Here is a 21,639-nt window from a genome sequence, read left to right on the forward strand (position 1 = left end):
TGGCCTTCGTCAGACATTCGCGCGGGAAACACTGCGTTTTTCTGATGGCAATTTCATCAATTCAACGGCAATCGCCTTTTCTTCATCGGTTGGGATGACGAACACCTCGACTGCGGAGTGTGGGCCGCTGATCAATTCATCACCCCGCCCGTTGCGCTGCGCATCGATCTCCACGCCAAGCCATCGAGCAGCCTCTCCGATCCTTTGGCGGATAAGCGGTGAGTTCTCGCCTATGCCCGCGCAGAAAACCAATGTGTCTAACCCAGACAGAGCCGCGGCCATGGATCCAATCTCCCTGCCAGCTCGATAGACAAAAAGATCGACTGCTTCTTTGGCAGACGGTTCATCGGATTCAATGAGCGACTGCATGTCTCCCGAGATGCCGGAGACGCCTAGCATGCCGGATTCATTGTGGAGCATCTGAACGACCTGTTCGATCGACATGCCGCGCTGCTGCAACAAATGCAAGACAACGCCAGGATCAATCGACCCGCAGCGCGTACTCATTACAAGACCATCCAAGGTCGAAAAACCCATTGTCGTTGCAACGCTCTTGCCGCCCTTCATGGCGCACAAGCTCGAACCACTGCCGAGATGGGCAACAATAACCCTTCCTCCAGCACGCGCACCGTGTCGCGATTTCAGCCGCGATGCAATGTAGGCGTAGGAAATCCCGTGAAACCCGTAGGCCCGCAAACCCTGCTGTTCCAGCGCGCGTGGAAGCCCGTAGAGTGTGGCCAGCCTTGGACGGCCGAAGTGAAACGACGTATCAAAGCATCCGAATTGAATGGCTTTCGGGAAAACTCTTGCTGCGCCATCGATAATCTCGAGGTTTCGCGGCTGGTGCATAGGTGCCAGTGGCACAAAGCCACGCAATTTATCAATCACCGAAGCATCCAGCACCGTGGGCCGCGTAAATTCCGAACCTCCGTGGACAATCCGGTGTCCGACGGCCGTGATAAGAGGAGTAAGGCCACGGTTGCAAATTTCATCAACAGCAAGCTGCATCGCACCCTTGATGTCGCTCGATTCCATATCCAGGCGAACATGTTCCGCTTGTGTGCTGTCATCAACCACAAGCTTCATCTGCGGGTTCTTGTCCAAAGACGAAATGTTGCCGCGCAGAAGGGGCGGCAACCCCTTCCTATTTTGGAACACTGCGAACTTCAGGCTTGAAGACCCGGCATTGAGAACAAGTATCGCGTTGGCCATGATGTCAGCAGCACCGGAGTTGTTGCGCGTTGTCCTCACGATAGCACGGGACGACTTCAATGCGGGCTGGTGGACGGTGATGCAGGAGGCGCTTGCCCGGCGTTCGCTTTCCATTGCCAGTTCAGGATCTCCGGCATGTCCTGGCCATGCTGGCGGATGTAGTCATGATGGGCCAGCAATTTTGCCTGCATGAGTTGTTTCAGTTGCGCTGCCTGCGGATCCGTTGGAGCAACTTGTTCGATCACGCTCAAAACGAGGCTGAACCGGTCGAGACCGTTCAGTACCGTCATGTCGAAAGGCGTCGTTGTCGTGCCCTCCTCGTTGTAGCCGCGCACATGGAAATTATGGTGATTGGTCCTGCGATAAGTCAGACGATGGATCGTCCACGGATAGCCGTGATAGGAGAAAATGACGGGCCTGTCCTTTGTGAACATCGCATCGAACTCGGTATCGGCGAGCCCATGCGGATGGCGTTCCTTCGGTTGCAGCGCCATAAGGTCAACAACATTGACCACCCGAACGCGAAGCTCTGGCATGAATTCACGCAAGATGCCGACGGCCGCCAGTGTTTCGAGGGTGGGCACATCGCCAGCGCATGCCAAGACAACGTCCGGCTCAAGGCCACCCTCGGTCGAGGCCCAATGCCAGATCCCTAGCCCTGCCTTGCAGTGGACCCGCGCCTCTTCCAGCGATAGCCACTGCCATAGCGGCGGCTTTCCCGCCACGACGATATTGATCCGATCCCAGGTGCGCAACACATGGTCAGTTATGCAAAGCAATGTGTTGGCATCCGGGGGGAGATAAACACGTACAACATCGGCTTTCTTGTTGAGGGCGACGTCAATGAAACCAGGATCCTGGTGACTGAATCCGTTGTGTTCCTGATGCCAGACATGGCTTGTTATGAGATAGTTGAGCGAGGAGATCGGTTGACGCCATGGAATGTCTCGGGCCGCGTCCAACCATTTGGCGTGCTGGTTGAACATTGAGTCGACGATGTGGATGAAGGCTTCGTAACACGAGAAGAAACCGTGCCTGCCCGTGAGAAGATAACCCTCAAGCCATCCCTGGCAGGTATGCTCAGACAGGATTTCCATCACCCTCCCATTGGGACCAAGGTTGGTGTCCTCCGGCAATACGCTAGCCATCCAGGTGCGGTCTGTGACTTCGAACACGTTCTGAAGGCGGTTCGACGCGGTTTCGTCGGGGCCCACAATACGAAAGTTTCTTGATGTGACGTTCGCCTGCATCACATCGCGCAAAAACGCGCCCATCACTTTGGTGCCTTCCGCCTTCACAGCGCCTGGCTCCGACAAGGACACCGCGTAGGCCTCAAGGTCTGGCATTTCAAGCGACTTGCGCAACATTCCGCCGTTGGCATGCGGGTTGCTGCCCATTCTACGGCTGCCTTGAGGCGTGGTTTCAACAATTTCGGCGATCGGCGCTCCCTTGGCATCAAAGAGTTCTTCCGGCCCATAGCTGAGCAACCATTCCTCAAGAAGCTTGAGGTGTTTTGGATTGTCGGCAAGTCCGGAAAGCGGGACCTGGTGGGAACGCCAGAATCCTTCGGTTTTCAAGCCGTCGACCTCCTTTGGTCCCGTCCACCCCTTCGGGCTGCGCAGGATGATCATCGGCCAACGCGGGCGGTTCGCATGTGCATCGTAGTCCTCCCTGGAAGCCGTCTGGATGGACTGAATTCTCGTCATCGCCTCGTCTAATGCCGCCGCCATCATTTGGTGCATCGACGCGGGATCGTCTCCCTCGACGAAAATCGGATCATAGCCATATCCGACAAAAAGCGAGCATAGTTCTTCGTGCGGAATTCTGGCCAGTAACGTCGGGTTGGCGATTTTGTAGCCATTGAGATGCAAAATAGGCAGAACGGCCCCGTCCCGCTGCGGATTCAGAAATTTGTTGGAGTGCCACGCTGTGGCGAGCGCCCCGGTTTCAGCTTCGCCGTCTCCGACGACGCACGCGACAACAAGGTCTGGATTATCGAAAGCCGCGCCGAAGGCGTGCGACAGCGAGTATCCCAGCTCGCCGCCTTCATTAATGGATCCCGGAACGTCCGGTGCGGCGTGGCTTGGAATGCCTCCCGGAAATGAAAACTGCCGGAACAGCTTGCCCATGCCTTTTTCGTTGCGGGTGACGTCCGGATAACGGGCGGTGTAGCTCCCTTCCAGATAGGCGTTCGCAACCATTGCGGGGCCACCGTGACCCGGCCCGCATATGTAAATCATGTTCGCGTCCTGTTTTCGGATGATCCGGTTCAGGTGAGCGTATATGAAACTCAAGCCCGGCGACGTTCCCCAATGACCGAGCAGCCGCGGCTTTACATGCTCAAGTTTCAGCGGCTTCCGGAGCAAAGGATTGTCGAGGAGATAGATTTGCCCCACCGTCAGATAGTTGGCGGCCCGCCAGTACACATCGATCTGTTCCACCTCTTGACGGGAGAGATGCTTTGCGGTGCTTGCTGCATCGTCGGACATTTCGGCCTCCTTGGGTATTAGAATAATGCCAGCGCGAAGAAACGGTACAATCAGCAGTCCGAATTGGCTCAAGGTCCGATGGTTCGCGCGGTCACGTCTTCGAAAACGCTGTCGACTTCGCCGTTGGCAAATTTAGCCGAATCGGCGACGATCCGACGTCCGATGGACATCAGCTTGCGGGTTTCGTTGGCGTAGGCCGAAGCTGCGTCGCGGCAAAATTCTCCATAAACCCCAAACGTGTTGTGATACTTCTCTGAAGTGACGAGATCGTCGATCAGCTTCACGTCCTGCTCGCAACGGCTTTGGACGAACGCCAGAGACTCGATTTGCAGGCAGGTCAAGGCTTTTATCCAATGAGCCTGTATATGCACAGCTGCCATCGCCAATGTCCGGCTGGTCTGGGCAAAGGGAACCGAGTTAAACAGGGATACCGAGGGCTGAGATGCAAAGGCGTAGGACATATGGGATTCTTCGATCGAAGCCTGAAAGCAGAATGCAATCAGGTCACCGACCATCCCACGCAGGTCGCGGCGCTTCATTGACATAGGTCAAACGGAACGCACACAAATATTTCGACCTGCAGAGGCCCGGGTCGGGCAAACCTGAATTTGCTTCGAAGCCGACCTCCAGCGTCTTTGACCGAGATCAAAGTGCAAGTTTTCGACCAGACTACTATAGACCATCACCTTCTCCTTGATCCGGCAACATGAGAAGCCGCAAGGACCTTCGGCGTGAAAGGAAATCTGATGATCGCGAGACCGCAACGCTGCCTGAACGATCCCAAGCGCGCGGAGGATTGCGAACTGGCCATCCAATTGCGGTTGATGGAGCTGCTCAGCGACGCCTTCGCCGCGGGATGGGGAAAGCTCGAAGTGCTAGCCGCCATGAACAGAATTGCTGACCAGGCCGCTCTCAAACTAGACGCCAAAATTCGGGTCGACGTCGCGAGTTACCTGGGAAAGTTCAGCAGGAAGAGTTGATATTGTTCGTAATTGCCGTCCAATCTTTCGCTATGCAAGCCACGTGGCATGCCGGAACGCAAGGGCCTCGGCCAAGGATCGAGAATGGAAATGTACCGTTATTTGCCTGCCCTGATAGGCGGTATGCTGATTGGATTGTCCGCAACGATGTTCCTCCTGTTCAACGGCCGGGTTGCCGGCATCAGCGGAATTGTCGGGCGGTTGGCGCAGGGCGTCAACACAGGTCTCAACGCTGCGTTTGTCGCGGGACTGATGTTGGGCCCTATCCTGTTTCATGGATTGTTCGGTCGTTGGCCGGTCGTTGCGGTCACTTCATCTTGGCCGCTTATCATTTGCGCGGGATTTCTGGTTGGACTCGGGACACGGATGGGATCCGGCTGCACCAGTGGCCATGGTGTGCTCGGCCTCGCCCGATTTTCGCGCCGCTCGGTGGCAGCAGTGGTCACTTTTCTGGCCACAGGCATCGCCGCTGTGACGATCCTGAGGATTGCCGGGCTATGAAACATTCATACGCACAACTAGCCATAGCCTTGGTTTCTGGATCGTTGTTCGGCTTTGGACTATCCCTTGCCGGAATGCTGAATCCGCAACGTGTGCAAGGTTTCTTGGATGTCTTTGGCGCATGGGACCCCAGCCTCGCTTTCGTCCTCGGCGGAGCGGTCGCCGTGGCAATGCTCGGAATGCAGATCATACGGATATCCACTCACCCCATCCTGGAACCGAGATACCATATATCGACGCAGACCGGGGTCGATCCGACGCTCATCCTTGGCTCGGCCATCTTTGGGATCGGGTGGGGCCTTGGAGGGTTGTGCCCGGGCCCAGCAGTTGCGTTGTTGTCCATGGGGTTGGTTAAGCCGACGGTTTTCGTCGTCTGCATGGTTGTCGGTATGCAGGTGCACGACCGTTTGCTTGGAGCGAGCGGGACCAGTGACCCGCCGATTGACCTTCACCCGCTTCGCTAAGAGAAGACGTCACCGTTACGAACGGTCACTTCATCGCCTTATGTCCCGTCTTGTCGGTGATCAGGATGCGAAAATAGACGGGCTCGAGCCGGCGCACATGATCGCGGATCACTGTTTTCACATAGGCTGGTTCCCACCATTCAGCTCGCTTGCTCAGAAGTCCATAGGCCTCGTTCCGTGCTTCGTTGGTGTCCTGACCGTGCGTGAGTTCTTCGTATTGCCCCATGACGATGACGCTCTGCCAATCGTTGGTTGCAGAGACGTTGTCGAATTCCACGCAAACCTTCGGATTGCTCCGCATCCATTCGACCTTGCGCCCGAATGTTGTGAAGGCATAGAGCGCGCCAAAATGATGGGCAAAATTCAGCGGGACAATGTAGGGCTGGCCGTCATGTACACAGGCCAGCCGTCCCACGGTCGCGTTCTCAATCACTTGCATGATTTCGAATTGGTTCATCTCGATAATTTGCATGGTGGACTACTCCCTGTTCGCGCTGTTCCGATTTCCTTCCTCAACGTGCCATGAGGATGGGCACGCTCGGATCCTCGATCATGGATCTGGTCACGCCACCAAAAATCCACTCCCGTGTGCGCGAATGTCCGTACCCGCCCATGACGACGAGATCTGCAGAGATGTCCGTTGCATGTTGTTTGAGAACATCGGCAATCGGTTCGCCTCCGCTCGGAAGACGATCCACGTCAACCTTGATTCCGTGATGGGCGAGATAGCCGGCAATGTCAGCTCCCGGTTCTGGACCATTGGCGATCGAACTGGTGTCGGGATCAACTATGGTCACGTGCACCGCTTCAGCAGATGCCATGATGTCAAGGGCCTCGCGAGCTGCCCTCGCGCATTCTATGGCAAAATCCCAGGCAAGTAAGACACGTTTCGGACGCAGCGTCGGCTTGGTGCCATGCGGAATCAGAAAGATCGGTCGGCCGGACTCAAACAAGGCTCCGTCGATTACCTTGGACTTCAATGTTTCATTGGCGAGAAGATCGGGACCAACAATCGTCGCGTCTGCATAGCGCGCATATCTGCCGACGATGTGTCCAATTTGCGCCGGTTCGGGATATTCGTCTGTTATACTAGCCGAAATGCCGGCATCCCTAACCAGCATCTCCACGGTGTTGACCCTCTCTTTGAGAGCAGCAAGATCGCTCTGACGCTCCTTCACCCATACATCGGCAGTGCCAATAGGGTAGTCCCCGATTGGCGGCAAAGACGCGACAGCGAAAACCATCATCGATAGATGGGCGTTGATTTCCGAACAGAGGTCAATTGCAATCTTTAAGTCGTTGTCGGTTTGATTCACCTCCACGATGCTCAGCAAGCTCTTGAAGCGCATTTTAATCCCTCCGGATGAAACAGCGATGTCGTGACCAAGCACTAGAGGTGAGCCCGCAAGTCTGCATTGCGCTAGATCAATGTGCGAGACACGTTTGGCGCTATATTCTGGGCTGCGATTGACCGAGACATTATCCGGGAATTCAACGCATTTCTGACAGGAGGAGAAAATGGACTTGCACGATTTGAGGGGTCGACTCGCCAAGGTAAATGAAGACGCCGAAGCGCTTATTAGAGATATTCAAGAAATGCTTGCTTTGGGTAAAATGCCGGGTAGCCGAGCATGGACGGCGATGTGCAACGGGATGGTGGTGCGCTATCAGAATACCATCGAGGCCAACGAAGAAGTCATATCCAGGATTGATCATCATTTATCGGCAGGAGACTGACTCGCCCGGCCGACGGGCCGTTACTCTAAGGTGTTTACAGCAGCATTGGAACGACAGCTATGTCGGGTTCTGTGACCTCAGGGAGATTATACCTTGAGCTGGTCTTCGAAGATTTCACCAAGCGCGAGCCGTTATTGATTGGACGGGTTAGCGCCGATCAACCAAATGAACTGCCTGGGGCAACACCCAATGCTAAAGTCACAAATGACCCACAGTCCTATTTCTCACGTCTTCAATTGCCTATATTCTCACAATGAAGGAATTTGCTCGCGTTTGAGCGACAGCGGTCAATAAACACGACTTTTTGTATGCTGCGATCATCTCGTCCTCGACGCTCTTTACACCCGGCACGCCCTCGACAAGTGCTCTAAGCGCCTTGCGTTCTTCTTCCGAGCCGACGAGTCCCCACAGATGAACTTTGCCGCCCGTTACAATGACGTTGCGATTTCCGAAACCCGTCCACTTTTGCTGCTCCGACCGCGACAATAGAATCTCGACCCGTTTCCCTCGGGCGTTACAGCGAGACCTTTTCACGCCAAACGCTGCGACAGCACTGTGTTCCGACCACGTTTCACTGGAGTTTGATGCGCATCAATGCGGGCGGCTCGCATATCACCGAGGCTTGCAACACCCGGAAAATAAATCCCGGATGATCAAAATCGGAGGACTCGTCATGAATTTCCTGGTGCTTTATTCCACGATTGAGGGTCAGACCCGAAAGATCGCCGAAGCGGTTGCCAGCCACCTGGAGACGCAAGGCCACATGGTGATGTTGACCGATGCAAACCAGGTCGGATTTGCCGACCCGGGCACAAGCGATGGCGCGATCCTGTGCGCACCTATTCATATTGGTCGCTATCCGTCTCCATTTGTCCACTATGTCCATGATTGGGGTACGGTTCTCAACGACATGCCCTCAGCCTTCATTTCCGTGTCGCTCTCCATTGCAAGTGCCGATGAGGAGGAAAAGACCGAGGCGAGAAATTATCCGGTCAGGCTTATGGATGAGACGGGATGGAAGCCTCGATTTGTCCTACACTGTGCCGGCGCACTCAAGTATACGGAGTACGACTTTTTCAAGCGCTGGATGCTCAAGCGCATCGCATCGGCCGAGGGCGGACCGATTGACACAAAACACGATTACGAGCTGACCAATTGGACTGAGATCAAGCGCTTTGTCGACGACTTCTCGCAGGCCCTCGTCAAAGTACGCGATTTGGCGGGCGAGTAACGGCGATGTTTGGCTGGTTCGTTCGCGTGCTGTTGATTGTCGCCGGGGTGATCACCGGATGGTTTGTGGCGCGCGATGCTACAAACTTTGGGGTTCTGCAGATGTTTGTGATGCTGGCCCTGATCACGATCTGCGTCGCAGCATTGGCCTTCTGGCCAACGCTCTTGTCGTGGTTCAGAGGCCAACGGTAAAGCTTCGAAAGTTTCCGATCATCGGCTGCAACGCTGCAGCAGCCAATCTTCCGCCTAGCCGATAATTCGTCGGACACCAGATAGAAACTTCACCATGTCGAACGGCAACACCGCAACCACTCCGGCACCTGCAGCGAGCGCGGCCTGTCCGATTTCGGGCCGGGTAAATCCGAATAGTTCGGCCAGATTGGGTTGGACAATGCAAATTGAAACAACCGACGCTGCGATCGCCGCGGCGATCCAGAATGTCATTCGACCGCGTTCAAACATGTGCACAATGACCGCCTCGCGGCTGCTGTTTACCAAGGCTAGCGACAAGTTCCCGGCCGTTACGGCAATGAAAGCGGCAGTTCGGGCCGTTTCGACCGATGCTTCCTGCAACAACAGTCCATGATAAAGCGCAAGGCTCACGATGAGGAGCACGCTGCCTTGCAGAAGGCCAAAGATAACCTGAGGAATGCCTGCAAGCGGATCTTCAACCGACCGCGGCGGGCGCATCATAATATCTCGCTCGGCCGGCGTGCGTTCAAAAACAATCGAGCACATCGGGTCGATGATCATCTCGATCACCACAACATGCGCCGGAAAGAAAAGCGGCGGCATGCCTGCAAGCAGCGGTACAAGCGCCAACCCAGCGATCGGGACATGGATCGCGGAAATATAGATCATCACCTTCCGCAGATTGTCGAAGATGCGCCTTCCCATCTTGACTGCGCTGACGATGCTTCCAAAATCTTCGTCGAGCAGCACTATCCCTGCCGCTTCGCGGGCGACGTCTGTGCCACGTTTTCCCATTGCAATGCCGATATGTGCCGCCTTGAGCGCTGGCGCATCGTTAACGCCATCGCCAGTCATGGCAACGATCTCACCCTGGCGTTTGAGAGCTTCGACAATTCGTAGCTTTTGTTCGGGCATGATGCGGGCAAAGACATTCGCGCAGGAAACCAGCCGCTTCATCTCTGCATCGTCCGCATGTTCGAGTTCGTCGCCAGTGACAGCGCCATCTTTAGTGTCTATGCCGGCAGCAAAAGCGATCGCCAATGCCGTCGCTGGATAATCACCTGTGATCATTTTGACCGAGATTCCCGCGCGGAATGCTTCACTCACCGCGGCTGGCACAGTTGTCCGCAAAGGATCCTCGAAGCCGACCAGCCCGGCAAAGGTGAAATCGAAATCGTGCTGTGATTCAGGCAGTTCACCGCGCGCGGCCGTCCCGATGCCAACGCCGAGGACACGCAAGCCTTTTTCGGCCATGGCCTGAACATGTTCCATAATCGCAGCTGCCTTTTCACCGGTAAGGTGGCACAGGTCGACGATGGCCTCCGGTGCACCCTTACAAGCAATGGCAAAGTTGCCCATGTCATCCTTCCAGACGACAGACATTGCCAGGAGTTCCGGCCTCAGGCCGTATTCGCGAACCATCGGCCATTCCGTCGATCGGTACTCTCCGGCCCGAGACGCCAGTCCCGCTACCGCCCGATCCATCGGATCGATGGATGCGTGCCGAGTCGCGAGCCATGCGGCATTTACGAGCGGTCGGAAGGCGTACGGTACGTCACGTAAGTCTGGCTCAACTTCGAGTTGGTCGGTCAAGGTGTCGAGGTGCCGGACACGCATGCGGTTTTCAGTGAGCGTCCCGGTCTTGTCCACGCAAAGAACGGTGGCGGCTCCAAGAGTTTCGATGACAGCCGGCCGGCGGGCCAATACCTTGATACGTGCCAGCCGCCATGCGCCGATGGCCAGGAAAATTGTCAAAACGACCGGGAATTCTTCCGGCAGCATGCCCATGGCAAGCGCGATGCCTGAGAGTACGCCCTGCAGCCAGTCCTCGCGATAGACACCGTAGAAGACGACCAAGGCGCAGCACACGATCGCGGCCAGTCCTGCGAAAAGCCGAACGATACGGTTCACCGAGATCTGGAGTCGGGTCCTTTCCACGACGATTGAAGCCAACGAGACGCCGATCCTTCCCGCACGGGTTCGGGGTCCGGTATCCAACACAATCGCCGCTCCATGGCCCTTGACGACAAGGGTTCCGGAATAGACGAATGGCTGGTCGTCGCCTCCAGGCACGGCCAACTGACCGCCATCGCCTGCACGCTTGCGGACGGGAACACTCTCTCCCGTCAAGAGTGATTCATCGACAACCAACCCTGAGTTGCTTATCAACATCCCGTCGGCTGGAACGCGTTCCCCTTCATCGAGCAGCATCAGGTCTCCTGCCACGACTTCGTTCGCTCCAATGGTGCACTCCTTGCCGTCGCGCAAGACCCGCGCCGTGGGTGCGCCCAGCATCCGCAGCGCGGCAAGCGCGTTTTCGCTTCGCTGCTGCTGATACAAGATGAGCCCGATGGTGAGAATAGCAAAACCAGCCAGTAGGAGACCTTCCGCAAGATCGCCAATCAAGAGATAAAGCGCTGCCGCCACAACGAGGAGCAACAACATCGGTTCGGTCAAAATTTCTCTCGCGATAGCGAATACCGACCTGCTGGCGTCTTCCCGGATGGTGTTGGGGCCATATTTTTCAAGTTGATGCTTCGCCTCGGCACTGGTCAGCCCCGCATGCATTAGGCTCGAAGATATGGCTGAGCGGGCAATGGGTTGCGGCATATTCATCTCGTCACCTTGGTAAGAAACTGTCAGCGCATCATGAAAACGGGGATTGGCGATGTTTCGATCATGGTCCTGGTTACGCCGCCAAAGAGCCGCTCGCGCAGGCGCGAGTGTCCGTATGCCCCCATGACGATCATGTCGGCGGAGATTTCGCTCGCATGCTGTTTCAAAAGGTCTGCGACTGACATGCCGCATGTGCGCAACCGATCAATCTTCACCTTTATGCCATGTCTGGCCAGGTAGGCGGCAATGTTTGCTCGTGGACTGCCATCGGACACGCCGTCTGAATCGCCATCGACTATCGCGACGTGGACATCGACGGACGCTGCCATGACATTGACGGCTTCACGCGCCGCACGCACAGCCTCGATCCGCCCGTCCCAGGCGAGCATGACGTTGTGCGGATGCAAGGTGGCACGCGCGCCTGTCGGCACTACCAAGATCGGCCTTCCGGAATGGAACAGAGCTCCGCTTAATGCAGGCGATTTTAGCGCGGGCTGGTGCAGAAGATCTGGACCGACAATGGTGACGTCCGAAAATCGCGCACGCTGCCCGATGATCTCCTCCGCCCATTCCCCTTCGCAATAGTAACTGTCGACGTCAGCCCTGAGTCCAGCATGCTGGACAAGCGATATGATTTGCTTTTCGCGCTTCTTCATCGCGGCGATATCTGCCTCGCGCTCCAGCAACCATGCTCCGGAAACCACAACCCCATAACCACCGATCGGAGTAGGTGCAAGCGACACGATGAGGACACTCAGATGCGCGTCCTGCTCCTTGCAGAGGTGGATGGCATTCAAAATGTCGCGGTCACACTGATCGATCCCGATGACACTAAACACGCTCCTGCACGACATGGCAGCTATCCTTGTTTGATGAACCATATGTCCAAGCCTTGAGCGTAGGCCGGAGCATTGCAGGGCTCCTTGCGCTGGATCAAAGCGCGCCGAAAATTTGTTCGATAGATTCCACACCAACAAGGAGATTTACGATGATCAAATTGACAGATCTGACTTCCAAATTCCGCCATGTGCGGCTGGTGTTGGCACGCGGGAAAGGTCATCCCGAGGGCGATTCCCACGAAGGCTATGATTTGCTGGTGCCTCTTGACGGGTACGGACAGCTTGACGCCGTAGAATGGAAAGAAAACCAGAGCCTGTGCCGCGTTCGCCGCTTTCGCCGCAAGGGCGAGGACTTGATTGGCAGGCTGCGAAGGAAACCAGGCGGTCAATGGTATTTCGACTACGCGCAAGGCTGGTCCGACGACGAACTTGCCTTTTATCTGAGCGACGAACGCTTCGCCCAGGGCGAATACATCTCCATCGGCAACGGCGAGGCCATGCGTCCCTACCGGATCACCTTGGTGGAAAAGCCATAGGTCATCCGGCGCTGCAAGAACCAGTATTTTTGAAAGGTGACAGCGATGTCCTACAGAACCATACTCGCCAATCTCAACATCGACGGTCCGGTTGCGCCGCTCATGGACTACGCGATCAATCTCGCTGCTCGATTCAACTCCCACCTGATTGGCTTTGCAGCTGCGGTTCCATCAGCTCCGATGGCATGGCCCGAAGGTGTGGTGACCGACGGCGACATGGCTCACGAACGCGAAGAAATCGAGCTACGGATGAAAAATTTGCGTCGTGAATTTGAGAGTCATGCAGGAACCAACGTCTCGCGCGAATGGCGCGATGGTGTCGCCAATCCAACTCGGCTCATTATTGAAATGTCGAGGGTGACCGATCTGATTGTCACGGGGTGTGAAGACGATTTTACCCTCGGTCATCCCGAGCGCTTCATCAATTTGGGCAATCTCGTGCTGCAAGCTGGTCGGCCCGTCCTCGTTGCGGCAAAGGGCGCGAGGCGCATTTTTACCAATACCGCCCTGATTGCATGGAAGGACACCCGCGAAGCGCGCCGCGCTGTGGTCGATGCCCTTCCGTTGTTGTGCCAAGCCAGCGAGGTGGTGGTCGTGACGGTCGACCGGGGCGCGGACATTCTCACTCAGGAGAGCATCGACGACGTTTGCCAATTCCTTCGCCGTCATGGCGTGACCGCGCGAAGCGAGATCATCAAGGACAGACACGAGAGTGAAAGCCTTCTTCGTTTCGCCAGGCAGATGGGCGCGGAACTGGTCGTCTCAGGCGCGTACGGCCACAGCAGGGTACGGGAATTGGTTTTTGGCGGCGTCACGCGTTCCCTCCTCGCAGAAGAGAGTTTCAGTCGATTCCTGTCGAGCTGAACGTCGACCGTGTCATCAGGCTCGCTGCAGATTGAGCGTTGCCAGCATGAGACTTTGATCTGATGGATGGTGTGAAATTGAAAATCCAAATTCTCGGCACAATGTCAGCATCTTCTTGTTCTCGCTGAGTATGAGCCCTTCAATCTGTTTCACCCCGTCCGCTCTTGCAAAATTGATCAATTGACGGAGCAATTCCCAACCAAGGCCCTGCCCCTGCAAGTCGGTTCTGACAAGGACTGCGTATTCTGCGATTTCGTGATCCGGATCGGAGTTGAGTCGAGCTATCCCGGCCAGTTCCCCACTTGGTTTGTTTGCTTGCCAAACAAATACTCCTAAACAATTTCCTATCGGACTTGCCGTCCCTAGCGATCTCGACTGACAATGTCGATGAGGATCAGACCAGGATGCCAAGACATTGGGACATTGCCTTTGTCCGGCGCTTCATGCTGACCTTTGGCATCGTCAGCAGCTTCTTTGATTTTATGACATTTGGCTTTCTAATTTTTGTTGCCCATGCAACGGCCGAGACGTTCCAGACTGCCTGGTTAATCGAGTCCCTTATCACAGAGCTGGCGATCGTTCTCGTCGTTCGCACCAGAAAGGCCTTTTGGCAAAGTCGGCCGAGTGCCCTCCTCGTCTGGCTGACGGCCGGAACTTTCCTGGTGGCTGTCGCGACGCCTATATTACCGTACGCAGCTTGGTTCGGATTTGTGCCATTGCCGCTGCCGATAATGGCCGGCCTCTTTGCCATTACCATCATGTATCTCATCGCATCCGAAGCCACCAAGCATTGGTTCTTCTCTGGCACCCACGCCGGCACGAGACACGGCAAGAGTACACATCATTTGAGCACAGACCCCCGAAACAGACTGTCGCACCCGTTTCCTGCGCGTAAGGCCCCGGTGGCCGACAACAATAAGTCCGGGCATCTTTGACATGGATCAAAGAAGAGATGTGGCGGCACGTTAGGTTGCTCTCAACGGATTCTACACAAAACGGACGCGGATTGGACTGATCACAGCCAAACCAATCGATGCGACGGCTTTCATTAACGCGGGGCGATCGAAGTGATTTCACAATTGACTGGCAATGAGCGTGTTCTTGCAGCGTTTACGTTCCTCATCCTTGTTTGTGTTGGCGTGGCGATGGCCGCTGCTGGCCGCGATGATCTTATCGGGACGCACGGTTGGGTCATCGCAGTCAGCGCAATAGCTGGTGCCGTGGCGCTGCTGCGTTCCTACGACGCGCCCGAGCCTTCGGCAACGCGGCTCTCCGAATATTACGACGACCCCAGCAAGGTCGGTATCATCCTGACCTTGATCTGGGGGGTCATCGGCATGCTCGTCGGCGTATGGGTCGCGGCCCTTCTGGCCTGGCCGGAACTTACCATCGACGCCGCGTGGGCAAGCTTCGGCCGTCTGCGCCCGATCCACACCAGTGGCGTGATTTTCGGTTTCGGCGGCAACGCCCTCATCGCTACGTCATTTCATGTTCTTCAAAGGACAACCCGCGCGCGCCTGCCGGATCAGTTCAGTCCATGGTTCGTGCTATTGGGCTATAACCTGTTCTGCGTGCTGGCTGCGAGCGGCTATCTCATGGGCATAACCCAGTCGAAGGAGTATGCCGAGCCGGAATGGTATGCGGACATCTGGCTGGTCGTGGTCTGGGTCGTGTATTTCTCAATCTACCTTCGAACCCTTCTGCGCCGCAAGGAACCGCATATCTACGTGGCCAATTGGTATTACATGGCCTTCATCCTGGTCGTCGCTCTTCTGCACATCATCAACAACCTCGCCGTCCCCATCTCCTTCGGACACGCCAAAAGCTATTCACTGTTCTCCGGCGTGCAGGATGCGATGACGCAGTGGTGGTACGGCCACAACGCCGTCGCCTTTTTCCTGACGGCGGGTTTTCTCGGGATGATGTACTACTACCTACCCAAGCGTGCGGGCCGTCCGATCTATTCCTACAGAACGTCGATCATCAGCTTCTGGGGCATCACCTTCATGTATATGTGGGCGGGTTCGCACCACCTCCATTACACGGCCCTGCCCCACTGGGTTCAGAGCCTTGGCATGGCGTTCTCAGTGGTCCTGCTCGTACCGTCCTGGGCCTCCGCCGGAAATGCGCTGCTGACGCTCAACGGAGCCTGGCACAAGGTGCGTGACGATGCCGTCCTTCGTTTCATGATGCTGGCAGCAATCTTCTACGGCCTTGCCACCTTCGAAGGCTCTTTCATGGCAATTCGCGCTGTCAATTCACTATCCCACTATACAGATTGGACGATCGGCCACGTTCATGCCGGCGCGCTCGGTTGGGTCGCCATGATCACATACGGCTCGCTCTACGCACTGACGCCTTGGTTATGGAAGCGCCCGGCACTCTATTCCGCCAAGCTGGTAGAATGGCACTTCTGGCTCGCACTGTCCGGGACGATTGTCTACGTCTTCGCAATGTGGAACTCCGGCGTGATCCAGGGTCTCATGTGGCGGACCTACAACGACAGCGGCACGTTGAGCTATTCCTTTGTCGACTCACTGGTCGCCATGCAGCCCTACTACATCGCGCGCGCATTCGGTGGCCTGCTGTTCCTGTCAGGTGCGGTGATCGCTCTCTACAACATTGTCATGACGATCCGGTTGCCCGTACCTGTCTCGTCCGATTCTGCTTCCGACATTCCTTTGGGCCTGCAGCCCGCGGCACCAGTCGCCCTGGCCGGAGAATAAGACATGTTCAATTTTCATTATCGGCTTGAGCGCAATGCGATCGGCTTTGTCCTTGCCATCATTGTTGTCGCCAGCATTGGCGGCTTCATCGAAATCGCCCCGCTGTTCACGATCGACGAGACCGTCGAAAAAGCGCCTGACATGCGCGTCTACACGCCGCTCGAGGTCGCCGGCCGCAACATCTATATCCGGGAGGGTTGTTATGCATGCCACTCCCAGATGATCCGCACGTTGCGCGACGAGGTGGAGAGATACGGGCCGTATTCACTGGCGGTTGAGTCGAAATATGATCATCCCATGCTGTGGGGCTCGAAGCGAACGGGACCGGATCTGGCCCGCGTCGGGGGGAAATATTCCGACGACTGGATGACTGCTCACCTCAACAACCCGCGTGACGTGGTTCCGGAGTCCAACATGCCTGCCTATCGCTGGCTGCTGCGCAACCAGTTGGAGACGGGTGACCTTGGCGAGCATCTGGCAGCATTGCGGGCGGTGGGCGTGCCTTACACCGATGACATGATCGCCAATGCGCCGAAGGACGCGGTCGGCCAGGCCAATCCGGACACGGATTTGGCCACTGGCGTTCTCGAGCGATATGGCGAGAAGACGGATGTGAGCCTGTTTGACGGCAATCAGGGCTCCGTCACCGAAATGGATGCGCTGGTGGCCTATCTTCAGGTGCTCGGACACCTGACAGACGCGGCCCATACCACGCCGCAAAACGAGGTGGAGTGACATGACGATCGATCATGAAATGCTGACGGGTTTTTCCAAATCATTCGGACTGTTCTATCTGATCGCCATGTCGATCGGTGTGTTGGTCTACACCTACTGGCCGTCAAATAGGAAGCCTTTTGAACATGCCGCGAAAGCGGTGGTATCCGACGAAGAGGATAGGCCATGTCTGTAGGCGAACGTGATCCATTCACTGGCCATCAAACGACCGGGCATGAATGGAATGGCATCAAGGAACTGAACACACCAGTTCCGAGACCTGTGTACTTTTTTCTCATCACCATGGGCGTCTTCGCTTTGGGCTGGACCCTTCTGATGCCGAGTTGGCCCTATGGGACCGGGTATTTCAAAGGGCTGCTCGGAGTGGATCAGAAGCAGGCTGTTGCCAGATCGATCAAAGAGGCCACCGCAGAACGCGCGAACTGGATGACCCGGATCGAAAAGGAAGATCTCGCACAGATCCAGTCCGACACTGATTTGATGCGCACTGTCCGCGAGGACGGGCGCACGCTGTTCGGCGACAACTGCGCAGCCTGCCATGGGGCGAACGCAAGGGGCAACAAGGGTTTCCCGAACATAGCAGACTCGCCAATGCTGTGGGGCGACGATCCCCAAACAGTGTTGCAGACTGTGACAGCCGGCATCAATGGTGCCGATCCCAACACACGGGTTTCGCAAATGCTTGCCTTTGGCCGCGACGGGATGTTGACGCAGGAACAGGTTTCGCTGCTGGCTGGCTTTGTGACGTCGCTGTCCGACCCCGCCATGGTCACCGACAAAAACAAGGAAGATATTGCGAAGGGAAAAGACCTCTTCGTCACCAATTGCGTCGCCTGTCATGGCAAAGACGCCAAAGGCCTGGTCGAGAGTGGTGCTCCCAATCTTACCGACCAATACTGGATTTACGGCGGAAACCGCGGCGATATCTATCAGACCATCTTTTCCGGTCGTCAGGGCCACATGCCGAGCTGGGGTGCACGCCTGACGCCGGCGCAGATCAAGATCATCACGCTTTATCTGCTCGATCTAAGGAAGAAACGAGCCGAGACCACGACGGGAGGCGCGACATGAACATCATCATCGCACGGCCAAAGCGCTGGATATTTCTCGTCGTTGCTTTGGGATTGAGTGTGGTCATCCTGGCGAACATTCATCTGGTTTACGTTGCGTTTCAGTCGCGCCCCGACTGCGTCGACCACCTGAAGGTCAAGAGCCGGCAAAACGGCACGTACCGCGCGGCGAATTCAGCATGTTGAGTAAAATCCGCACAGTCAAGCGCCACAGGGAGAGGCTTCTTATGAAAATTCCCGAAACTGTTCCGCCTCTTCCAAAGGCCGTGGATCGCAACAGACATCTTTCACCGAGCGTGGCTTTCACCTGGTTTGGTCAAGGCTGGCACGACCTGTGGACGGTCCCGTTTCCCAGCCTTGTTTATGGCGCTGGCGTAGCCTTGATCTCGCTTGCAATCGCCGCCGGAATTCTCGTCTACAGACTGGACTTTGCGCTCTTTCCGGCGCTTGCGGGCTTCCTGGTGGTTGGTCCTGCACTTGCGACAGGCCTTTATGTCAAGAGCCAGCGCCTGTCCAAGGGGTCGTCCGTCACACTGGCCTCAATGCTTGTTCCTGAGCACGGCACCAGTCAGCACGTTCTGTTCGTCGGGGCCGTCCTGGTGGGTTTGATGCTGCTGTGGATGCGTGCTGCTGTGCTTCTGTATGCTCTGTTCTTTGGTTGGAAACCGTTCCCGGGCATGGATCAAATCCTACCCATGCTTTTCGGTACGCCGGTTGGTGTGGCGATGCTGACGGTCGGCATGGTCATCGGCGGTATTTTCGCGGCATTCGCCTTCGCCATCAGCGTTTTCTCCATCCCAATGGTGCTGGACAAGAAATTCGACGCGTTTACTGCCATGGGAACGAGCATGTCGATCGTCTGGAACAATCTTCCGGTGATGTTGTTGTGGGGAGCAATCGTGCTCAGTCTTACCGTGATCGCCTTGCTTTCGGGAATGATCGGCTTCGTCGTTATTTTCCCATTGCTCGGTCATGCCACCTGGCATGCCTACATGACGATGCGGGATCTGGATTAACGATATGACCTGCTGTACGCCCGCATCCACAACTATCTCGGCCGATGCCTTCCGCCCGTCAGACCCGTTTGTGGAAGAATTCAGACTGGTAAGCCGAAGTATCGGCGAAGGCATCCTGCAGACTGAGATCTCCGTCCCGTCGATCCACTGCGGCGGCTGCATTAACAAAATCGAGCGGGGACTGGCAAAGCTGGACGGCGTGCAGAACGTGCGGGTCAATCTGTCGAACAAACGTTTGACGATACGCTGGTCGGACCGGGGGACTCCTCCCGATGCGATCGGCGCGCTCAAGCAGCTTGGCTATGATGGACATCTGTTCGATCCCACCGAAGCCGCCAAGCCTGACGGCGAACTTCCAAGGATGCTCAGGGCCCTGGCGGTTGCTGCATTTGCCTCCATGAACATCATGTCCTTGTCGGTCTCCGTCTGGGCTGGTGCGGAAGGGTCCACCCGAAACATCCTTCATTGGATATGTGCCAGCATAGCCCTGCCAGCGCTTCTCTATTCCGGACGAGTGTTTTATCAATCGGCCTGGCGCGCGCTCCGGCACGGACAAACGAATATGGACGTTCCGATCTCCATCGGGATTGCCGCGGCATTCGCGCTCAGCCTCTACGACACCTATCACGGCTATGAACACGCCTATTTCGATGCGGCAACGTCATTGGTGTTCTTCCTGCTGATCGGGCGTACGCTGGATTACGTGATGCGCGAGCGGACACGGACCGCGGTGAAAGGACTCGCACAACTATCGCCCCGGGGTGCGATGACGATCAACACGGACGGCGAATATGCGTATCTTCCGTTGAAAGAGATCAGACAGGGGACGCGTCTGTTGATTACAGCCGGCGAACGCGTTCCTGTCGATTGCGAGGTTGAGCGCGGTATCTCAGACATAGACTTCTCGCTCGTAACTGGCGAAAGCACCCCACGCCAGGTCGAATCGGGTGCAGCCCTGCAGGCCGGAACATTGAACATCACCGGGTCGCTGGTGGTTGTCGCCACAGCTGTTGCCGATGATTCGTTTCTCGCCGACATGATACGCCTGATGGAAGCCGCCGAATCCGGCAAGTCGGTTTACCGGCGTCTTGCCGACCGCGCCTCTCGTCTTTACGCGCCGGCGGTTCATTTGACGTCGCTCCTCAGCTTCGCGGGTTGGATGATTTTCCAAGGCGATATGCATCAGGCCGCGACAGTCGCCATTGCTGTCTTGATCATCACCTGCCCTTGCGCGCTCGGTCTTGCGGTGCCGATGGTCCAGGTGATGGCCGCACGCCGGCTCTTCGAAAGCAGGGTCATGGTCAAAGACGGATCGGCTCTGGAACGCCTCAATGAGATCGACACCGTCGTCTTCGACAAGACGGGAACGCTGACGCTGGGGCAAATGCAGGTCACGAATATCGACGAGATTGATCCCAGGGCCCTCTCCATGGCTGTCGAGCTTGCTTCCCATTCACGCCATCCAAGCGCACAGGCAATTCACTTGGCCGCACCACACGCAGCGGGACATTCCGCGTTGCACTTTGACCAAGTACAGGAATTTCCCGGCCTCGGATTGGAAGGCATTTCCCAAGGCAAGGTCTATCGGCTCGGGCGAGCGTCATTCGCCCTTAGGGACGATGGGGGGCAAATTCCGGCCGAGACGGTATTTTCTTGCGATGGGCGGAAGCTCGCGTCGTTCATTTTCTCCGACAGGATCCGGCCGGGCGCGCATTGCCTAATCAAGAAATTGCGCAAGGCCGGAATTGCTATGGAGATAGTATCCGGCGACAGCGAACCCGCGGTGCGTGAAATTGCCGATCAGCTCGGCATTCCGAATTACACGCCAGGCATCCTGCCGGGCGGGAAGCTTGAGCGCATAAGAATGCTCACAAGGCAGGGCCGGAAGGTCCTGATGGTCGGTGACGGCCTGAACGACGCCCCCGCGTTAGTGGCAGCGCACGTGTCCATGGCCCCGGCAACCGCCGCCGACGTTGGTCGTAACAATGCCGACTTCGTCTTTCTTCAGGAGAGCCTCGAGACGGTGTTCCTTGCCTACCGGGTATCACGGGATGCCGGGAAACTGATCGGACAGAATTTCATTATTGCCATCGGCTACAATGTCGTGGCGCTTCCTGTCGCAATCCTCGGTCACGCAACCCCCTTTGTCGCGGCAATCGCTATGTCCCTGTCATCGATCGTGGTTGTGGCCAACGCGCTCAGGCTCAAAGGTGAGCCGATGCAGGGAAAGACAAAGCAACCGAGCTTCAAGTTACGGTTGGGGCGTCTGGCGAAATGAGCGACTTCTTTTACTTGATCCCCATTTCTCTCGCGCTCGGTCTGGCAGGACTGGTTCTGTTTCTTTGGTCCCTGAAGAATGGTCAGTACGAAGACATGGACGGTGCATCGGAGCGTATTTTATATGACGACGATATGCCTTCCCAATAGCGACC

Annotated in this window: 25 protein-coding genes and 1 pseudogene; 17 read left to right on the forward strand and 9 right to left on the reverse strand. The window is 56.4% G+C overall.

The window, feature by feature from the left end; all coding sequences use genetic code 11:
* Nucleotides 1–9: 9 nt before the first annotated feature.
* The 3 genes from CU100_RS17750 to CU100_RS17760 form a co-directional block, all read right to left on the reverse strand.
* Nucleotides 10–1,326, reverse strand: coding sequence for an acetate/propionate family kinase (locus tag CU100_RS17750; protein ID WP_245419093.1), 1,317 nt, complete (start codon nt 1,324–1,326; stop codon nt 10–12).
* The gene (locus CU100_RS17755) at nt 1,269–3,701 is read right to left on the reverse strand and encodes a phosphoketolase family protein (protein WP_106718045.1); all 2,433 of its coding nucleotides are present in this window, start codon (nt 3,699–3,701) and stop codon (nt 1,269–1,271) included. The genes CU100_RS17750 and CU100_RS17755 overlap by 58 nt, the downstream gene beginning before the upstream one ends.
* A gap of 68 nt (nt 3,702–3,769) precedes the next feature.
* Nucleotides 3,770–4,240: a hypothetical protein gene (locus tag CU100_RS17760; RefSeq protein ID WP_106717875.1), complete on the reverse strand. Its 471-nt coding sequence runs from the start codon at nt 4,238–4,240 to the stop codon at nt 3,770–3,772.
* Between the two features lie 207 nt (nt 4,241–4,447).
* On the opposite strand from CU100_RS17760, the gene CU100_RS17765 reads away from it, so the two are divergent.
* The 3 genes from CU100_RS17765 to CU100_RS17775 all read left to right on the forward strand — a co-directional run bounded on the left by CU100_RS17765 (nt 4,448) and on the right by CU100_RS17775 (nt 5,646).
* Complete coding sequence (locus CU100_RS17765) at nt 4,448–4,681, forward strand: hypothetical protein (protein WP_106717876.1); 234 nt, start codon at nt 4,448–4,450, stop codon at nt 4,679–4,681.
* 90 nt (nt 4,682–4,771) lie between these two features.
* On the forward strand, nt 4,772–5,182 hold the full coding sequence (locus CU100_RS17770; protein WP_106718046.1) for a YeeE/YedE family protein: 411 nt from the start codon (nt 4,772–4,774) through the stop codon (nt 5,180–5,182).
* Nucleotides 5,179–5,646 (forward strand): YeeE/YedE family protein, encoded by a 468-nt coding sequence (locus CU100_RS17775; RefSeq protein WP_106717877.1) that lies wholly within the window; start codon nt 5,179–5,181, stop codon nt 5,644–5,646. Before CU100_RS17770 ends, CU100_RS17775 begins: the two co-directional genes overlap by 4 nt.
* Nucleotides 5,647–5,671: 25 nt before the next feature.
* Here the strand turns inward: CU100_RS17775 and CU100_RS17780 are convergent, their stop codons facing one another.
* Together CU100_RS17780 and CU100_RS17785 are read right to left on the reverse strand one after the other, a co-directional pair.
* Nucleotides 5,672–6,118: a pyridoxamine 5'-phosphate oxidase family protein gene (locus CU100_RS17780; protein WP_106717878.1), complete on the reverse strand. Its 447-nt coding sequence runs from the start codon at nt 6,116–6,118 to the stop codon at nt 5,672–5,674.
* Nucleotides 6,119–6,158: 40 nt separating this feature from the next.
* Nucleotides 6,159–6,995: a universal stress protein gene (locus tag CU100_RS17785; protein WP_106717879.1), complete on the reverse strand. Its 837-nt coding sequence runs from the start codon at nt 6,993–6,995 to the stop codon at nt 6,159–6,161.
* A 169-nt stretch (nt 6,996–7,164) separates the two neighbouring features.
* Here CU100_RS17785 and CU100_RS17790 point away from each other — a divergent pair, with 169 nt between their 5' ends.
* Nucleotides 7,165–7,383: a hypothetical protein gene (locus CU100_RS17790; protein WP_106717880.1), complete on the forward strand. Its 219-nt coding sequence runs from the start codon at nt 7,165–7,167 to the stop codon at nt 7,381–7,383.
* Between the two features lie 240 nt (nt 7,384–7,623).
* Here CU100_RS17790 and CU100_RS27740 read toward each other — a convergent pair whose 3' ends face one another.
* Nucleotides 7,624–7,917: a BON domain-containing protein gene (locus CU100_RS27740; RefSeq protein WP_106718047.1), complete on the reverse strand. Its 294-nt coding sequence runs from the start codon at nt 7,915–7,917 to the stop codon at nt 7,624–7,626.
* 139 nt (nt 7,918–8,056) lie between these two features.
* Here CU100_RS27740 and CU100_RS17800 point away from each other — a divergent pair, with 139 nt between their 5' ends.
* Nucleotides 8,057–8,614: a flavodoxin domain-containing protein gene (locus CU100_RS17800; RefSeq protein WP_183635532.1), complete on the forward strand. Its 558-nt coding sequence runs from the start codon at nt 8,057–8,059 to the stop codon at nt 8,612–8,614.
* A gap of 5 nt (nt 8,615–8,619) precedes the next feature.
* Nucleotides 8,620–8,805, forward strand: a complete 186-nt coding sequence (locus tag CU100_RS17805; protein ID WP_106717882.1) for a hypothetical protein — start codon at nt 8,620–8,622, stop codon at nt 8,803–8,805.
* A 54-nt stretch (nt 8,806–8,859) separates the two neighbouring features.
* Here CU100_RS17805 and CU100_RS17810 read toward each other — a convergent pair whose 3' ends face one another.
* Both CU100_RS17810 and CU100_RS17815 read right to left on the reverse strand, forming a co-directional pair.
* A complete protein-coding gene (locus CU100_RS17810; RefSeq protein WP_245419094.1) occupies nt 8,860–11,421 on the reverse strand; it encodes a cation-translocating P-type ATPase in 2,562 nt (853 codons plus the stop codon).
* Nucleotides 11,422–11,444: 23 nt separating this feature from the next.
* On the reverse strand, nt 11,445–12,275 hold the full coding sequence (locus tag CU100_RS17815) for a universal stress protein (RefSeq protein ID WP_106717883.1): 831 nt from the start codon (nt 12,273–12,275) through the stop codon (nt 11,445–11,447).
* Between the two features lie 134 nt (nt 12,276–12,409).
* Between CU100_RS17815 and CU100_RS17820 the strand changes: the two genes are divergently transcribed.
* Together CU100_RS17820 and CU100_RS17825 are read left to right on the forward strand one after the other, a co-directional pair.
* Nucleotides 12,410–12,796 (forward strand): hypothetical protein, encoded by a 387-nt coding sequence (locus CU100_RS17820; RefSeq protein WP_106717884.1) that lies wholly within the window; start codon nt 12,410–12,412, stop codon nt 12,794–12,796.
* A gap of 45 nt (nt 12,797–12,841) precedes the next feature.
* Nucleotides 12,842–13,660, forward strand: a complete 819-nt coding sequence (locus CU100_RS17825; protein ID WP_106717885.1) for a universal stress protein — start codon at nt 12,842–12,844, stop codon at nt 13,658–13,660.
* 15 nt (nt 13,661–13,675) lie between these two features.
* On the opposite strand, the pseudogene CU100_RS17830 reads toward CU100_RS17825, so the two are convergent.
* Nucleotides 13,676–13,963 (reverse strand): annotated as a pseudogene (locus CU100_RS17830) (N-acetyltransferase family protein); the annotation flags it as partial.
* 50 nt (nt 13,964–14,013) lie between these two features.
* Between CU100_RS17830 and CU100_RS17835 the strand changes: the two are divergent.
* The 9 genes from CU100_RS17835 to ccoS all read left to right on the forward strand — a co-directional run bounded on the left by CU100_RS17835 (nt 14,014) and on the right by ccoS (nt 21,634).
* Entirely contained in the window at nt 14,014–14,595 is a 582-nt protein-coding gene (locus CU100_RS17835; protein WP_245419096.1) for a cation transporting ATPase C-terminal domain-containing protein, read from the forward strand.
* 135 nt (nt 14,596–14,730) lie between these two features.
* A complete protein-coding gene (gene ccoN, locus CU100_RS17840) occupies nt 14,731–16,386 on the forward strand; it encodes a cytochrome-c oxidase, cbb3-type subunit I (RefSeq protein ID WP_210204108.1) in 1,656 nt (551 codons plus the stop codon).
* A 3-nt stretch (nt 16,387–16,389) separates the two neighbouring features.
* Nucleotides 16,390–17,121 (forward strand): cytochrome-c oxidase, cbb3-type subunit II, encoded by a 732-nt coding sequence (gene ccoO, locus CU100_RS17845; protein WP_106717888.1) that lies wholly within the window; start codon nt 16,390–16,392, stop codon nt 17,119–17,121.
* Between the two features lies 1 nt (nt 17,122).
* A complete protein-coding gene (locus tag CU100_RS17850; RefSeq protein ID WP_106717889.1) occupies nt 17,123–17,296 on the forward strand; it encodes a cbb3-type cytochrome c oxidase subunit 3 in 174 nt (57 codons plus the stop codon).
* Entirely contained in the window at nt 17,287–18,192 is a 906-nt protein-coding gene (ccoP, locus tag CU100_RS17855) for a cytochrome-c oxidase, cbb3-type subunit III (protein WP_106717890.1), read from the forward strand. Before CU100_RS17850 ends, ccoP begins: the two co-directional genes overlap by 10 nt.
* Nucleotides 18,189–18,377, forward strand: coding sequence for a hypothetical protein (locus CU100_RS17860; RefSeq protein WP_106717891.1), 189 nt, complete (start codon nt 18,189–18,191; stop codon nt 18,375–18,377). Before ccoP ends, CU100_RS17860 begins: the two co-directional genes overlap by 4 nt.
* 41 nt (nt 18,378–18,418) lie before the next feature.
* The gene (locus tag CU100_RS17865; protein WP_106717892.1) at nt 18,419–19,207 is read left to right on the forward strand and encodes a DUF2189 domain-containing protein; all 789 of its coding nucleotides are present in this window, start codon (nt 18,419–18,421) and stop codon (nt 19,205–19,207) included.
* Between the two features lie 4 nt (nt 19,208–19,211).
* The gene (locus CU100_RS17870; RefSeq protein ID WP_106717893.1) at nt 19,212–21,485 is read left to right on the forward strand and encodes a cation-translocating P-type ATPase; all 2,274 of its coding nucleotides are present in this window, start codon (nt 19,212–19,214) and stop codon (nt 21,483–21,485) included.
* Complete coding sequence (gene ccoS, locus CU100_RS17875) at nt 21,482–21,634, forward strand: cbb3-type cytochrome oxidase assembly protein CcoS (RefSeq protein WP_106717894.1); 153 nt, start codon at nt 21,482–21,484, stop codon at nt 21,632–21,634. The genes CU100_RS17870 and ccoS overlap by 4 nt, the downstream gene beginning before the upstream one ends.
* The last annotated feature ends 5 nt before the right edge of the window (nt 21,635–21,639 follow it).

Origin of the sequence: Phyllobacterium endophyticum, from assembly GCF_003010935.1 — a bacterium.
GTDB classification, from domain to species: Bacteria; Pseudomonadota; Alphaproteobacteria; order Rhizobiales; family Rhizobiaceae; genus Phyllobacterium; species Phyllobacterium endophyticum.

Coding starts and splice junctions, on each gene's coding strand:
- ccoS (WP_106717894.1), top strand. CDS start 21,482: ATGAGCGACTTCTTTTACTTGATCCCCATTTCTCTCGCGCTCGGTCTG.
- ccoP (WP_106717890.1), top strand. CDS start 17,287: ATGTCTGTAGGCGAACGTGATCCATTCACTGGCCATCAAACGACCGGG.
- CU100_RS17820 (WP_106717884.1), top strand. CDS start 12,410: ATGATCAAATTGACAGATCTGACTTCCAAATTCCGCCATGTGCGGCTG.
- CU100_RS17815 (WP_106717883.1), bottom strand. CDS start 12,275: ATGTCGTGCAGGAGCGTGTTTAGTGTCATCGGGATCGATCAGTGTGAC.
- CU100_RS17860 (WP_106717891.1), top strand. CDS start 18,189: ATGAACATCATCATCGCACGGCCAAAGCGCTGGATATTTCTCGTCGTT.
- CU100_RS17750 (WP_245419093.1), bottom strand. CDS start 1,326: ATGGAAAGCGAACGCCGGGCAAGCGCCTCCTGCATCACCGTCCACCAG.
- CU100_RS17825 (WP_106717885.1), top strand. CDS start 12,842: ATGTCCTACAGAACCATACTCGCCAATCTCAACATCGACGGTCCGGTT.
- CU100_RS17805 (WP_106717882.1), top strand. CDS start 8,620: ATGTTTGGCTGGTTCGTTCGCGTGCTGTTGATTGTCGCCGGGGTGATC.
- CU100_RS17755 (WP_106718045.1), bottom strand. CDS start 3,701: ATGTCCGACGATGCAGCAAGCACCGCAAAGCATCTCTCCCGTCAAGAG.
- CU100_RS17760 (WP_106717875.1), bottom strand. CDS start 4,240: ATGAAGCGCCGCGACCTGCGTGGGATGGTCGGTGACCTGATTGCATTC.
- CU100_RS17800 (WP_183635532.1), top strand. CDS start 8,057: ATGAATTTCCTGGTGCTTTATTCCACGATTGAGGGTCAGACCCGAAAG.
- CU100_RS17850 (WP_106717889.1), top strand. CDS start 17,123: ATGACGATCGATCATGAAATGCTGACGGGTTTTTCCAAATCATTCGGA.
- CU100_RS17775 (WP_106717877.1), top strand. CDS start 5,179: ATGAAACATTCATACGCACAACTAGCCATAGCCTTGGTTTCTGGATCG.
- CU100_RS17785 (WP_106717879.1), bottom strand. CDS start 6,995: ATGCGCTTCAAGAGCTTGCTGAGCATCGTGGAGGTGAATCAAACCGAC.
- ccoO (WP_106717888.1), top strand. CDS start 16,390: ATGTTCAATTTTCATTATCGGCTTGAGCGCAATGCGATCGGCTTTGTC.
- CU100_RS17765 (WP_106717876.1), top strand. CDS start 4,448: ATGATCGCGAGACCGCAACGCTGCCTGAACGATCCCAAGCGCGCGGAG.
- CU100_RS17790 (WP_106717880.1), top strand. CDS start 7,165: ATGGACTTGCACGATTTGAGGGGTCGACTCGCCAAGGTAAATGAAGAC.
- CU100_RS17810 (WP_245419094.1), bottom strand. CDS start 11,421: ATGAATATGCCGCAACCCATTGCCCGCTCAGCCATATCTTCGAGCCTA.
- CU100_RS17770 (WP_106718046.1), top strand. CDS start 4,772: ATGTACCGTTATTTGCCTGCCCTGATAGGCGGTATGCTGATTGGATTG.
- CU100_RS17865 (WP_106717892.1), top strand. CDS start 18,419: ATGAAAATTCCCGAAACTGTTCCGCCTCTTCCAAAGGCCGTGGATCGC.
- CU100_RS17870 (WP_106717893.1), top strand. CDS start 19,212: ATGACCTGCTGTACGCCCGCATCCACAACTATCTCGGCCGATGCCTTC.
- CU100_RS17780 (WP_106717878.1), bottom strand. CDS start 6,118: ATGCAAATTATCGAGATGAACCAATTCGAAATCATGCAAGTGATTGAG.